Source organism: Brevibacillus jepli (assembly GCF_047229145.1).
GTDB lineage: Bacteria > Bacillota > Bacilli > Brevibacillales > Brevibacillaceae > Brevibacillus.
Genome location: NZ_JBFEFW010000011.1, coordinates 97,989 through 111,575, shown reverse-complemented (window position 1 = coordinate 111,575; position 13,587 = coordinate 97,989). Strand labels below are relative to the sequence as shown.

Below are 13,587 nucleotides of genomic sequence, written 5' to 3'. Positions count from 1 at the left end.
AGGCTGTTCAAAAAGTCCTCTTTTGATCTGAACTAAAGCTTTTTCCAAAAGGACAGGAGCTTATCAGCGATCCGCTCACTTGGGACGTGATATTTTCCTTCCTCCACTTGCTTCTTCAACTGCTCCACTTTCTCCCGACGCTGTGGAGAGCTCACATCTTCAACTTGCTTATGCATTTCCAGCGCTTCTGTGGAAATGTTTACTTCATCCTTGCCCATCGGGATTTTGCCGCTTTTGCCTACCTGGTTGTTTCCTGTCTTGTTGTAAGCATTAATCATCCCGACGCGGTTAGGTTCATTAATCCGCATCTGATTACCATCCTCTCATACCACCGGTTTCCCATACAAAAAACCGATGACACCTCTTAGTAGTATCATCGGCAATTTCATTGAGTACGATTAGTTTTTTTGCACAAAACTATTCGTCACTATTCTGCTTTCTTCGATATGCGGCCTGCGCCAGTTGGGCGCGTTGGAATTCCTCCAGCCTTTGCTCTACCTCGTTTTGTTGCGTGATTTCGTGCTTCAATCCGTTTAGACAAGATTCGCAAATGTTGCCTGATCGAATCAAGAAACCGCAGCGCTCGCAAGGATAGCCAAGATTGGGACTTCCGGCTACAGAAATCCGACCTTCCTTGATAAACTTCGTGATCTGCTTCACACTCACGCCTGTGGCTTCACTCACCTGGTGAATATTCGATCCGCGATTCTCGCGCTTGCGCAAAAATCGGGCGCATGCTTCATATTCTTTTTCCACTTCTTGATAGCATTTGGGGCAAATGTCACGGACGGCTTGTACAAATACAGCATCACACCGCGAGCAGTTTGCCAACTTGCCCATAGACATATCGGACACCCCTTTTCCGTTCAGAAAGTTCATAAGCTTCCACATCCGTTATATGCCTACATCATAGCTTAATTTTTCCAAACTGGCTATCGGTATATTGTCAAGGAGTAGATTTCACAGCTTGTCCCCACATGTGCTTTGATTGTCCTCGCGCACGAACGTAGCGTAGAGCCAGTCGTATAAATATCGTCAATGAGTAAAACTTTAGAGCGGGGGTCCATCTCTTTTCCATCCCACGCAAAAGCTTCACGCATGCTTTCTTGACGGGCGACGCGCCCTCGCTGCTTGCTTAGCTTTGGTGTGTCCTTCGTTCGGCGAAGCAACGGTCTGACCGGAGTTTTTATCGCTGTGCCTAAGTAGCGAGCCAGCAAATCCACCTGATTGAAGCCGCGCTCCCGCAAACGTTGTGAATGCAGGGGTACCGTCGTGATGCAGGTAAATCCAATAGATCTGTAAAAGCATTGAGCCGTAATCGCCAAAAGCGCTCCGTAGTAAGCAGCTAACCGCTCATCACCGCGATATTTGAACAAACCTAACAGATCCTTCTCTCCATCGTCGTAACGAAGCAAACTCCGATTTACCAGCAAAGTCTGCCCAACTTCTCCATGAACGCAATCCCTGCATAGCCCTCCGTTGCCAATACGAATCTCAAACTCCATATCTCGTCCACACTGCTGGCAAATATCATCACGAATAAACGGTAGTTCCTCAAGACAGCCCCCACACAATGATATTCCCTTTACCATCCGGTAGATGGTCGGATAACTGGCTTGATTGGATATCAGTCGCGCCTTTTCACGTACTACCGCTTCTCTCTGAATCGCTATTATACACCCACCACAACGAACACACGCTCCACCTATCATGAAGGGCCTCTTTGCTCTGCAAGACGTTGAGCCAAGTGGTTCATCTGTGTAATTTGCTTAACCGCCTGCTTTGGAGCAGTAGCGCGATCAGCCTGCAAAAATAACACGCTACCCGTCGTATCATCGACAGATCTGCCTACTCGCCCCGCTATCTGCACCAAAGACGCCTCGTCAAATACAGGTGCCTCCGCTCCTAACACTACTACGTCACTCTTCGGTATGGTCACACCCCGCTCCAATATAGTTGTCGTCACCATGACTGTATAACGTTTTTCACGAAAAGCGAGTACCTTTTCCTCCCGCATTGGGTCTGCCGCGTGGACACAGGCCATCTGCCCCGCATGAACAGGAAGCCACTTCTGCAGATACGCAAGTACCCTGTCCACCTCATCAACACGCGGGACAAACACAAAAACTTGTCGTTCTGCCTCCAGCGATGCACTTACCGCTTCAGTAAATGGAACCACCGCTCGATTCGTCTGAACGCACTTATGTAACCCTTGTACCGTAATAATCTTGGGAACAGGAAGTGCTGCCCCATGATAGCGCCCAGGCAAAAGAACATGCGTATCAGAGAAAAGCGGTATCGTAGCTGACGAAGTAGCAGTTGGGCGTATTTTTCTAACGAGCCGCTTTTGCAAATATCTCGGAGGTGTCGCGCTTAAATAAAGCAACTTTCCATTCTTTTGCACGGCTCTGGACAGAGCGCGGTACAAAATCGGATCGTTATGATAAGGGAACGCATCCGCCTCGTCGAGCACCACCAGCGAAAACCTCCTGTAATAGCGCATGACCTGATGCGTGGTCGCTATCGTTATGTCACTCTCTTCCCACTTCTCCGAGCTAGAGCCGTGGACTGCAATCACTTTGGCACCGGAAAACACTCGCTGAATGCGAGGGGCTAGCTCCAGCACAACGTCCTTCCGGGGTGTCGCAATCAACACCCGACCACCAGCAGCAAGCGCTTCAGTAACAGAAGGGAAGAGCAATTCAGTTTTGCCAGCTCCACACACTGCCCAGATCAAAAACTCCGACAGTCCCAGCCGCGGATTGGCTACAAAACAGCGCGCTCGCTCAGCTGCCCGTGCTTGGTCTACCGAATACTTCCCCGTCCACTCCACCCTCGATACATTCTGTATGGAGTCTGTGTTACGGATCAATCGAGCCCCCACCGCCATTAAAAAATAGGGCGTACAGCATTTGCTCCTGCCCATCCCCAAACAGGCTGTACAATAAGCGCAGCCTTGCTCACATGTATGACAATAGGTCAGCTCCAGCTTCTCCCCCACGCTTCCGCAGCGCTCGCAGACCCACTCTAATCGATTGCGCCACCAGCCTTTTGCAATCTGAAAACGAATACCAGATCGCCACTCTGCCTTATTTGCGAGGACGAATGAATGCAAAATAGCTGACACATCACGTATCTCCACCCCTCGCTTTCTCAGCAAGGTTTCGATTTCTTCCCAGAGGAGCGCACGCCCATCCAGAAGCTCACTCAAGGCGATCACTTCCGAATTCTCATGAGATGAAGTCCTTCGAAGAAGCTCGCGACCACCCAAAGGCAATTTCCTCGAAGAATCGTTCCTCTGATGCGGGACTTCCACACTCGCCTCGACTGGCTCCCAAGAAAACCACCCCTGTTCCCGACGTTCCTGTACGTTCACTGCTTCCCGCCCATATAAACGACTCGCTTCACATACACTGTTAACTGCCAGCGATCTCAACTCTGTTATATCCCCATCTGTCAGCTTCCGTCCTTTGCTGACTCGTTCCATCAAATGCCCGTTCATCTTCTCACGCAAGGAAAAAGCCAAAGCAAGCGACGCTGTCTTCCCGATGACATGAAGTACACAGCCCTCCCTCTCCTGCCAAAAAGAACGATCAACAGAAAAACTCGGTGTGACATAGGTCTGCACCTGTTGTGTCGATTCGCTGCAAGCTTTGACATACAGCAAGTACTCGCGCATACGCTACCCACCCTCCGCCTCTTGCTCATAGTGTGCAAAAAGACAGACAGGTCCGGCAAATAATTTTCCGTACGATGGACATAAAAATAAAAAGCCGCCGACATGTTGTCGACAGCTCGATATACTTGCTCCCAAATCTTTATGCTCCCTCTTTTTTCTCCCGCAGATCAATAACGATGGTTCCAGCCGTCCTATCATCATGCGCGTCTCCCAAAAAATGTCCGTACGGATAACGAGTCAAGACGGCAGCCATCTGTTTCGTATCATCGTCAGAGCCATCATCTATCAAGGTAATTCGGATAGGTCTGCCACTCCAATACGAGCGAAACAGCAGACTCCTCACTACACGTTCCAGCACCTGTTCCGAATTGTGTACCAGCAACCGATAATGCTCATACGGGAGCTCGCTCACGCTATCTGTCCGATTGGTCCAGCGCTCCGCGATCATTACCAACAAAGAGGAGCAGCCAAATGCTGCCAAAAGCCATACAATCAGCTCTTCCATCACGGTCATACCTCCTCCTATACCAAGGTATGCCGCACGGCTTGAACAGAGTGCAACTAGGATGTGAATCCTACAGTTTCACCCAGCCGTTTTTAATGGAGATGACAACAGCTTGCGTCCGGTCTTGAACATTGAGCTTTTGCAAAATACTGCTCACGTGGTTTTTAACCGTTTTCTCACTAATAAACAAGAATTCTCCGATGGCACGGTTGCTTTTTCCTTCTGCCATCAACTGCAGCACTTCCCGCTCGCGACGGGTGAGTGATTCGATCACCTTTGGATCGATGGTTTGCGAGTCGTCTACGGAGAAGCTGCGCTCTGCCGTACCTTCCTGCTCGCTCAGACGACGGAATTCTTCAATCAGCTTGCCCGTCACCTTTGGATGTATGTATGCGCCTCCACTTGCAACTACACGGACAGCGTCAACGAGATCACTCGTCCCCATTTCCTTCAGCAAATAGCCAGACGCTCCGGAGCGCAGTGTACGATACACATAGCCTTCATCATCATGAATCGAGAGCATAATCACTCGAGTAGACGGACTTACGGTAATGACATTTTCTGCAGCAGAGACGCCATTGATATGCGGCATATTAATATCCATCAACAAGACGTCCGGCTTGTGCTCTTCCGCCAATGCTGTGGCTTCTCCACCGTCCGCACCTTCCCCGACGACCTTGAAATCTTCTTCCATTTCCAAAATTCGTTTGACGCCTTCGCGGAACAATTGATGGTCATCCACAATTACGATGCGGAGTTCTTGCTGTCTCTTATCCATGGTTCATCCCCCAGTACATATTTACGTATCATGTCACATTTTTATCGGTATTTGGAATATAACCTTGGTTCCCTCTCCCGGAGCGGATTGAAGCTCGACACTGCCCTCCAGGAGCTGTACGCGCTCACGCATTCCCAAGAGTCCAAAAGAGTTGCCATTCGCCATGCGTTTTTCCAGATCGAATCCGACCCCATCATCTTTGACGATAAGGCTTAACGAATCCTGTACAAATTCCAGCTTCACCTGGACTGTAGCCGCCCCTGCATGCTTCTCCACGTTGTTCAGACATTCCTGAACCAACCGGAAGATTGCAGCCTTTACCGAGCTGCGCAATGGAGGCTCCACACCAAATACTACCAGATCGATCGAAGACTGAATACGCTCTTCGCACGTTTGGATATATTTTTGCAGGGTTGGTACTAAACCTAAATCATCTAAAGCCATTGGGCGCAAATCAAAAATAATCCTTCTGACATCTGCCAAGCTCAAACGGACCATTTCCTTCAACTCGTGAAGTTCCATTTGAGCTTCCAAAATACGCTCGTTTTTCAGCATACGTTCTACGATTTCCGAACGCAGCACGACATTCGCCATCGATTGGGCTGGGCCGTCGTGAATCTCGCGTGCGACACGCTTGCGTTCCTCTTCCTGGGCCTGGATCACCTTTAAGCCCATCAATTGATGCTGCTTAGCCGATTCCAGCGCTTCGCCTATCTTACTTAAGTCACCTGTTAAGTAACCCAGCACGACACCCATTTGAGAAACCAGCTTTTCCGCACGGACGATGGTTTCCTCCAAGGTACGCAATTGACGCTCAAGATCATTTCTTCTGCGCTTTAAATTATTTTCCCGCTCGCGGTAAATCGATAGCTCTACCTGAATACGGCTCGCCTCTTCATAAGCAACTCGGATGTCTTCCTCCGTGTACATATGAAAATTGCGGCTGACCAGAACAAGCTTGTTCCGCGATTTGCGATACGCGAGCTCGAGCGCATCGACTTTTTGAATCACTTTGGAAATTTCTTGTCGAAGTTCATGTAAATCAAACTTCAACGAATTGCCATGCTGTCTGGCGTTTTCTGCTATATCAAATATTTGGGTTTTACTCGTTTCTACGGTTTCAATTGTTCGCTTGATCACCCCGTCCAGCACGCTGATGTCTATCGCTTTGTTCATGATTGCTCTCCTTCAAACTCATTTTTAGCTTTCGTGAACAACTGTTGGAGGTGCGTTTCATCTACATCTCGTAGTCCCATGTCATTACGTGGAATGGCAAAAGGATCTGTTCCCTTTTTCACGAATCCACGGTTGGATGTAAATACATAGCGGTAGCCAGCTTGACGGGCTGTTTCCAGTACGATTGGACTTGTATAACCAAAAGGCAACGAGATGGCCTCTACCTGTTGATTCATCCATTCGCTTAAACTGGCACGAGATATACTGAAATCCACATAGAGGCGGTCTCTGTACTCTTGCTCGTCCTCTAAACGCTGCAAGTCCTTCAGATAGACTGGAGCTGTTTCCGGCCCCAGCTCGCCCCATTCATTTCGTTCTTCCTCTTCATGCAGGCTGTACGTGTGGGAACCGATCGAAACCAGTCCCGAATGAATCATTTCGTTTACCTGTTGACGCGTAAGTGGCGGCGTCATATTCTCCCGTTTTCGGTCGGCTACATCTCGTAAGCGACCCGCAATCGCGAAGTTCACTGACGGGTAGCCATATGTACGTAAGACTGGAAATGCTTTTGTGTAATAACTCTCGTACCCATCGTCAAACGTAATCAGAACAGCATTCTCAGTCGGTAAGGTACCCGTCTCCATAAATCTTAGGAATTCATCCAGCGAAATTGGATTCAGGTTGTTATCGTGTAAAAATTTCATATGTCGGGCAAATTGATCAGGAGCTATGACATACCGCTGATTTGATTGATCCATGACATGGTGGTACGTCAAAACCACGACCTGATTGTTATACCACTTTTTCGTTTGAACCGTTGCTTCTTCTGTTGGTGTGACGTTTGGCTCAGCATTTTTTGTCTCACTTATGCTTATAGACGTATCCACTTGGGGAAAAGGTTGCACTTCTTGTGTATTCTTTTTTTCCAATATAGAGCCGCCTAATAATCCAATCGCCATTGCAAGCAACAAAAAAGTAAGAAATACGATCAGGAAGAGCCTTCTGTTCGGCAAAAAAACCCCTCCTCTACTTCCTCCCTAGGAGATTCGACACAGTCCTACCAATTCCTGTGCAACAAACGGCCCAATAATTGGATGACTTTGCTCCTAAAAAAGAAAAAGAGCCCAGTAGCAATACCAGGCTCTTTCTATGCCATTCATAAATATTACAGTTGAGCAGCCTCTTGCTTCAGGATTTCTGCTTTGTCTGTTTGCTCCCAAGGAACATTCAGGTCATTGCGTCCGAAGTGGCCATATGCCGCTGTTTGCTTGTAGATAGGACGACGCAGGTCGAGCTGCTTGATGATACCAGCAGGACGAAGGTCGAAGTGTTTGCGAACCAATGTTACCAGAGCTTCTTCGGAAATCGTACCCGTACCGAAAGTATCTACTGCGATGGAAACTGGTTGTGCTACACCAATAGCGTAAGCAACTTGTACTTCACATTTGTCTGCGAGGCCAGCAGCTACGATGTTTTTCGCTACATAACGAGCTGCGTAAGCACCGGAACGGTCAACCTTTGTTGGATCTTTACCGGAGAACGCACCGCCGCCATGACGAGCATAACCGCCGTAAGTATCTACGATGATTTTGCGGCCAGTCAAGCCAGCATCCCCTTGTGGTCCGCCAATTACGAAACGACCAGTTGGGTTAATGAAGTATTTGGTATCTGCATCCAACAATTCAGCTGGAACAACAGGTTTGATTACTTGTTCAACCAGATCTTGCTTGATTTGCTCCAAAGTCGTTTCAGGAGCATGTTGGGTAGAAATAACGATTGTGTCAATACGAACTGGTTTGTCGCCATCGTACTCAACGGTTACTTGTGTTTTTCCGTCAGGACGGAGGTAAGCAAGCGTACCGTTTTTACGTACTTCAGTCAGACGACGAGCCAATTGGTGAGACATGCTGATCGGAAGTGGCATCAGCTCAGGTGTTTCATTGCAAGCAAAACCAAACATCAAACCTTGGTCACCAGCACCAATTGCTTCGATCTGCGCGTCAGTCATTTTACCTTCGCGTGCTTCCAATGCTTGGTCTACACCAAGTGCAATGTCAGCGGACTGCTCGCCAATTGCAGTAATAACACCGCAAGTGTCAGCGTCAAAACCGAATTTCGCACGGTCATAACCGATTTCACGAATGGTTTCACGAACGAGCTTTTGGATGTCTACGTATGTGTTTGTAGTGATTTCACCTGCTACGAGAACCAAACCGGTAGTTACGGAAGTTTCGCAAGCAACGCGAGCGTTTGGATCTTTGGACAGGATCGCATCCAAGATGGAGTCGGAAATTTGGTCACAAATTTTATCCGGATGTCCTTCGGTTACAGATTCGGATGTAAACAGACGACGACCTTTTTGCAAAGCCATGAGAAAATACCTCCTTTGACCTCATACAAATAGTGTGGTAGCCGAGTCAGGATTTTATCTACGTAAACGCAAATAAAAAACCTTTTCCATCTTTTGGGAGGAAAAGGTTTGAGCGTTTTTTGCTTCCTTCATCCTCTTATCGGCCAGAACAGATGTCCGTTCTGCTGGTTAGCACCGCTCGAGATCGGTTGCCGGGCTTCATAGGGCCAGTCCCTCCGCCTGCTCTGGATAAGAGTATCCATTACGGAATATAGAATAATTGTTTTTTTCTATGGTGTCAATAGGCAAAGATTGCTTACAATTGATAGGCTTTGGAAAGCAAGACCACGACTTCAGCACGTGTTGCCCTTCCATTTGGTTTAAAGCTAGAGCCATACCCGCTTACCCAATTTCTAGATGTCAAAGCTTCAATGGCTGGTGAAGCCCAGTGGCTCGTTGGCACATCCTGATAATTCGAATGATTGCGGTTGTACAGCAAAACATTGCGTGCACGCGCGATCATAACAGCCATCTCTGCTCGCGAGATCTGCTGATCCGGCTTCATTTCATTTTTCGGGTACCCTTTCAAAATTCCTAATTGATAGGCTACCCCCAGGTTATTATAAGCCCAGTGGCGTTTTGACATGTCTCGAAAGGTCGTTTTGCCTGTGTAGGTTGTCGCTACCTTAGACCCCGTAGCACGCATGGCCTTGAGCAGCATCGTCGCAAACTCCGCGCGGGTCACTGCCTGATTGGGCTTGAACGACGCGTCGTTAAACCCATTTACAATACCGCGAGAGCTGAGGCGGACGATCTCCGAGCGCGCCCAGTGGTCCGAAATGTCGCGATAGCCTGCTAGCAATTTCTGCTGGGTTACCGTCATGCGGTACGATTCGTATTTGAACGGACTACCGCTATTGAGTCGAACATAATATTTTCCTGGTTGCAAACGCAAACCGATAATGTCATGTCCTCTACTGGACAGCTCCGCTACTTCATTTGTCGAAGCAAGCGCGTAGTTCATGTTTCGATCACTGTAGAGTGCGAATCGAAAGCCACTGTCGACAGGAATGTACGGAGCTCGAAACGTCACATACGATTCGTTATTAACAGTAAAGTGGAACCAGTCAGAATCTGTTGCCGTCGGGAATGTCCCTGTCATCACGGTCCCGCCGCTTAGCGGAGACGCTTTCTGATAGGTGTCATTCGGCTCATTCAGGTCTTTTCTTACTGGCGTATACCCAAGATCCAGCTGGTAATTACCATTCACCGCATTCCGCGAATACTCACTCACACGGATGAAATACTTACCCGGTGACACTTCTTTTTGGACACGCTCAGTCGGATTGTCTTTCGTTCCATTATCGTATTCAGGATCCCAGACTACTGTTTTTTTCCCAGGCTCTTGTTTACCAAGACCCAGAAGCATATCCACCCGCTTGTTATCAGGGCTAACAGAGATATCTAAATACCCGTATTCACGAACGTAGTAGGAAAACCAATCCGGATCCCCCTCATCGTGAAAATTACCTGTTACGCTGATTTGGTTCCCCACGAGTGGTCTGGCTGTCTCTTGTGTATCATTTGGTTCGTTTCTGTCCGGGTTGATGGTAAATTTGCTCGTCAACACGTAGGTAAAAGCGCTGTTGACTCCACCGTTACGCATCAACCGGATGTCCATTCTTCCCGCCTTGACCGGGACGGTTACGGTATCGCCGTTGCCGAAGTACTGTGTAATCGGCGGACGATTATCCGGGTAAAAGGTAGCAGCCATCGCTGAAGAAATACCCGATGTCACTGTAGCCGTAAAGCTGACCTTTCCATCGTAAGGGATGTCCATCCTCAGCCAATCTACTGTATCTTTTGGTCCCAAATTACCACGTATTTGTGACTCAATTGGAAATGCCTTTGCTTTAGAGGGGGAATTATTCGGCTCTAAAAAGTCGTAAGAAAGCGCAGTTTTCACTGCCTTATTCACATCCAGCAAGCCGTATCCTGTCTTCAGATCCCAGCCTCTCTCCCCCAAATCTGTCGCCGTTTGATATAGCAATTGCCTTACATCAAATGGACTAAGCTTTGGATGACGAGCGAGAATGAGCGCAGCTGCACCAGCGACTTGCGGTGCTGCGGCTGAAGTACCACTAAAAGAACCGTATTTCCCACCAAGCTTCGTAGTGTATACATTAAAACCAGGGGCTACCAGGTTCAGTTCAGGCCCCGTATTAGCCTGGGGCAGTACTTGGTTGTTGCTTCTCACAGCCCCTACCGCTACGACTGTTGGGTACGCAGCTGGATACGCCACACGGCTACTTTCATTACCACTTGCCGCAACCAACACAGCCCCGCTTCTCTCCGCTCGTTGCACAGCTGCTGTCATCGACTTGGAGTATGCCATACTGCTAATTGACATCACAATGACTTTGGCCCCACGATCCAAAGCAACATTGATGCCTTTCGCAATCAATTCCTCATCGGATTGCGCCTTGCTGTTCAAGATTTTAATCGGCAAAATCTTGGCATTCCACAAGACCCCAGAAACACCGATGTTATTATTTCCGCTTGCAGCAAGAACACCAGCTACTTCTGTTCCATGCCCGTTGTCGTCCTGTGCTGACCTCCCGGGATTGACGAGATTCACACCTGGCAAAAGGTTGTCCTTTAAATCAGGGTGTTTATAATCCGCTCCAGTATCCAACACAGCTATCGTAATCTGCTCATTGCTATTTACGGTTGGCCATGCCTTGTCTGCTTTGATTTGGCTTAAGTGCAGCTGGTTAGTCAAATAGTAGTCATTGGCTGCTGGAGTTGCTGCCAAGCCCGATTGGTTGTTTGCCATAATGAGTGTGACGGTTAATGTAACAGCCACTGACATGTTCACTGATTTTTTCATGTAAAACAGTCCTTCCTTCTCTCCCCTGCAAAAGTAGCAGTCTAAAAGGAATTCAGGTATTTGTCTTCTCGTCCTAGCATAGCGGATGCAAAGGGGGACACGCAACCCTGATTACCCAATATTTGGAACACTTTAACAGAAGAAAAACCCTTTTCACCATCGGCAAAAAGGGTTCTCTTCTTACTGTAACAAACCTTTATTGTCTTCTACTTCAGGTGCTACCTGAGCTTTTTCTTTTTTTCTTTGCTGCGCTTTTGGAATAAAGGCAGTCAGTTCCTCTACACTTACCTCTTCTTTTTTAAAGGAGGAGAACGGAATATTGAACGCCCATACACGATGGCTCTTCGCTTCTACCTTCATGTTTTCCAGGGTGAAATGTACACGCGCTACTGTATCGCCCGCTTTATCATGAACGATAATGGGCACTTCGGTAAATTCCAGACGTTTCTCCAAACCGTTACGGAAAGCAACGACAACTTTCAGGCCGTTATCTTCTCCTGGCTTAATGTCGAGAACTTGCAAATCTACTTCGCCCTCTACAATTGGAGATTTCTCTGCAGCCTGTTGCAAGTACTGCTCAGACTCATCCGTGCTCAGACCCAAATTAAAATTTTGATTATCCTCTACTTCATGCTTCTTAGGCTTGATAAAAGCCAGCTTCAGAGGGATCTCTTTTTCAGGGATATGGGCGAACTCATCCCAACGGAACATAAATTCCATCGGACGGCTGGACATTTCTCCCACAGGACCCGATGCAATCAGGTCAAATGTTTTTCTCGCTACTTCTACACCTTCCTCTGTCATCAAAGACAGCGGGAGCTTTTGCAGCAAAACACTGCGGTCGGTCGCATTACGAATGTAGGTCAAAACCAAATACCCTTCATTCGTAACCTGCGTAAAGAACGGAATGATGCCGACTTCGTTGCGAACAACTGGAGGCATTTCATCGTGAGCATATTGCAATAGCTCCTGCTCAGCGTCATCCAATTGAGCTTCCCACGGACCGTTCATCACCAAAAACAGTTCCTTCGATTCCACACGGTTCGCAGATTGCTGCGGGTTATCCAGTCCAGATACACCCAAATAAAACTCTCTATGAAGATTCTCATGAATATCTTCGCGTACTTGCTCCAAGCTCTCCTTGGAACCAAACCAATTCTCCAATAACCAACTCATAAGACAACCTCCTCTTTCCCATACCTGAAAAATTCGCGCTACTCTACGTCAAGCGTCCATCTTTTCAGGTCGGCATCAGGCTTTTTCACAAATTTAGGCGGGAAGACAATCAGCCACGGACGGCTATATCCAGGCTTCACTCGAATGGAGCTTGCATCCAGAGAGCCTGTCGCAACTACATCTCCATCTGCATCCGAAATCGTCATTTTGAGTTTTTCCGGACGGTAATCTTGGCTTAGACCATTTCGGAAAAGCATGCCTACCACCAAGTTTCCTTCATCCGTCTTCCGAATGTCAAATCCCGATATTTCTACAGTATTAATAGGAATCAAAGGCAATGACTGTGTCAGTGCTTCTAGACGGTCCTTTTGACGATCAGTCATGCGCTTCTCCATTTCCGGATCAAGCTCCAGTGTACGCGGCCAAACATGCGTGTTTCTGCCAGCCTTCATAACCACTTTCCAGCGGCTAAATGAGAAATTGTCATGCAGATAGCTTTCTTCCGGGAACAAAATCTCCCATGGACGGCTGCTCTGCGGAGGAATGGCACCCATATCAGACAAATCTACCTTCACACGTGCAAACGGCTTATCATCTAGATAAATGGCTAAACTTACATTTTTAATACGCACAGGCTTATTCGTGGAATTGCGGAAAAACATAGCAACAGTCATTCCATTTGGCTGTGGAATCATACTGAAGCCAGTTACACTAATCATGCCTGGTACCATCTCAGGCAATTCTGCCTGCAAAAAGCGAAGCGTGTACTTTTTCTCCGAATCCAGCTCACTTTCCCAAATCGGGTTCAAGGATAGTTCCGTTCGAATTTTCTCAGCCTTCGCTGCAAGGTTTTCCTGCCCTGCTTGACTGTCCATTTCGACCTCGTCGCTTGTCATGGATGCTAAATCAATTGTCGATTCTTCCTGAATCTCTTTTTTAAGATCCTCTAACGAGCGCTTCTGTTGATCCTTACCTAACAAATTCTTCATAAAAGAAAACATATGATACCTCCTCACACGTCCGGACACGAACG

12 protein-coding genes and 1 riboswitch are annotated in these 13,587 nt (G+C 47.8%); all 12 genes read right to left on the bottom strand.

The window, feature by feature from the left end:
• Positions 1-32: 32 nt before the first annotated feature.
• The 12 genes from flgM to AB1L17_RS14030 all read right to left on the bottom strand — a co-directional run bounded on the left by flgM (position 33) and on the right by AB1L17_RS14030 (position 13,555).
• Entirely contained in the window at positions 33-308 is a 276-nt protein-coding gene (flgM, locus tag AB1L17_RS14085; protein WP_412845449.1) for a flagellar biosynthesis anti-sigma factor FlgM, read from the bottom strand.
• Positions 309-417: 109 nt separating this feature from the next.
• The gene (locus tag AB1L17_RS14080; RefSeq protein WP_412845448.1) at positions 418-846 is read right to left on the bottom strand and encodes a TIGR03826 family flagellar region protein; all 429 of its coding nucleotides are present in this window, start codon (positions 844-846) and stop codon (positions 418-420) included.
• An 86-nt stretch (positions 847-932) separates the two neighbouring features.
• A complete protein-coding gene (locus AB1L17_RS14075; RefSeq protein ID WP_412845447.1) occupies positions 933-1,712 on the bottom strand; it encodes a ComF family protein in 780 nt (259 codons plus the stop codon).
• Positions 1,709-3,679: an ATP-dependent helicase ComFA gene (locus AB1L17_RS14070; protein WP_412845446.1), complete on the bottom strand. Its 1,971-nt coding sequence runs from the start codon at positions 3,677-3,679 to the stop codon at positions 1,709-1,711. The genes AB1L17_RS14075 and AB1L17_RS14070 overlap by 4 nt, the downstream gene beginning before the upstream one ends.
• A gap of 139 nt (positions 3,680-3,818) precedes the next feature.
• Positions 3,819-4,184 carry a glycosyltransferase gene (locus AB1L17_RS14065; RefSeq protein ID WP_412845535.1) on the bottom strand — a complete coding sequence of 122 codons (366 nt, stop codon included), beginning with the start codon at positions 4,182-4,184 and terminating at the stop codon, positions 3,819-3,821.
• A 70-nt stretch (positions 4,185-4,254) separates the two neighbouring features.
• Positions 4,255-4,962 (bottom strand): response regulator, encoded by a 708-nt coding sequence (locus tag AB1L17_RS14060; RefSeq protein WP_412845445.1) that lies wholly within the window; start codon positions 4,960-4,962, stop codon positions 4,255-4,257.
• Between the two features lie 33 nt (positions 4,963-4,995).
• On the bottom strand, positions 4,996-6,138 hold the full coding sequence (locus tag AB1L17_RS14055; RefSeq protein ID WP_412845444.1) for a sensor histidine kinase: 1,143 nt from the start codon (positions 6,136-6,138) through the stop codon (positions 4,996-4,998).
• On the bottom strand, positions 6,135-7,151 hold the full coding sequence (locus tag AB1L17_RS14050; RefSeq protein ID WP_412845443.1) for a polysaccharide deacetylase family protein: 1,017 nt from the start codon (positions 7,149-7,151) through the stop codon (positions 6,135-6,137). The genes AB1L17_RS14055 and AB1L17_RS14050 overlap by 4 nt, the downstream gene beginning before the upstream one ends.
• Positions 7,152-7,303: 152 nt before the next feature.
• Positions 7,304-8,509, bottom strand: coding sequence for a methionine adenosyltransferase (gene metK / locus AB1L17_RS14045; RefSeq protein WP_412845442.1), 1,206 nt, complete (start codon positions 8,507-8,509; stop codon positions 7,304-7,306).
• Positions 8,510-8,642: 133 nt separating this feature from the next.
• Positions 8,643-8,744: riboswitch (SAM riboswitch) on the bottom strand.
• A gap of 60 nt (positions 8,745-8,804) precedes the next feature.
• Positions 8,805-11,378 carry a S8 family peptidase gene (locus AB1L17_RS14040; protein ID WP_412845441.1) on the bottom strand — a complete coding sequence of 858 codons (2,574 nt, stop codon included), beginning with the start codon at positions 11,376-11,378 and terminating at the stop codon, positions 8,805-8,807.
• Positions 11,379-11,558: 180 nt separating this feature from the next.
• A complete protein-coding gene (locus tag AB1L17_RS14035; RefSeq protein ID WP_412845440.1) occupies positions 11,559-12,554 on the bottom strand; it encodes an SLAP domain-containing protein in 996 nt (331 codons plus the stop codon).
• Positions 12,555-12,592: 38 nt separating this feature from the next.
• Entirely contained in the window at positions 12,593-13,555 is a 963-nt protein-coding gene (locus AB1L17_RS14030) for an SLAP domain-containing protein (protein WP_412845439.1), read from the bottom strand.
• Positions 13,556-13,587: the final 32 nt, after the last annotated feature.

Excerpts from the sequence above, each read along its gene's own strand:
- flgM (WP_412845449.1), bottom strand. The coding sequence starts at position 308 with ATGCGGATTAATGAACCTAACCGCGTCGGGATGATTAATGCTTACAAC.
- AB1L17_RS14080 (WP_412845448.1), bottom strand. The coding sequence starts at position 846 with ATGTCTATGGGCAAGTTGGCAAACTGCTCGCGGTGTGATGCTGTATTT.
- AB1L17_RS14075 (WP_412845447.1), bottom strand. The coding sequence starts at position 1,712 with ATGATAGGTGGAGCGTGTGTTCGTTGTGGTGGGTGTATAATAGCGATT.
- AB1L17_RS14070 (WP_412845446.1), bottom strand. The coding sequence starts at position 3,679 with ATGCGCGAGTACTTGCTGTATGTCAAAGCTTGCAGCGAATCGACACAA.
- AB1L17_RS14065 (WP_412845535.1), bottom strand. The coding sequence starts at position 4,184 with ATGGAAGAGCTGATTGTATGGCTTTTGGCAGCATTTGGCTGCTCCTCT.
- AB1L17_RS14060 (WP_412845445.1), bottom strand. The coding sequence starts at position 4,962 with ATGGATAAGAGACAGCAAGAACTCCGCATCGTAATTGTGGATGACCAT.
- AB1L17_RS14055 (WP_412845444.1), bottom strand. The coding sequence starts at position 6,138 with ATGAACAAAGCGATAGACATCAGCGTGCTGGACGGGGTGATCAAGCGA.
- metK (WP_412845442.1), bottom strand. The coding sequence starts at position 8,509 with ATGGCTTTGCAAAAAGGTCGTCGTCTGTTTACATCCGAATCTGTAACC.
- AB1L17_RS14040 (WP_412845441.1), bottom strand. The coding sequence starts at position 11,378 with ATGAAAAAATCAGTGAACATGTCAGTGGCTGTTACATTAACCGTCACA.
- AB1L17_RS14035 (WP_412845440.1), bottom strand. The coding sequence starts at position 12,554 with ATGAGTTGGTTATTGGAGAATTGGTTTGGTTCCAAGGAGAGCTTGGAG.
- AB1L17_RS14030 (WP_412845439.1), bottom strand. The coding sequence starts at position 13,555 with ATGTTTTCTTTTATGAAGAATTTGTTAGGTAAGGATCAACAGAAGCGC.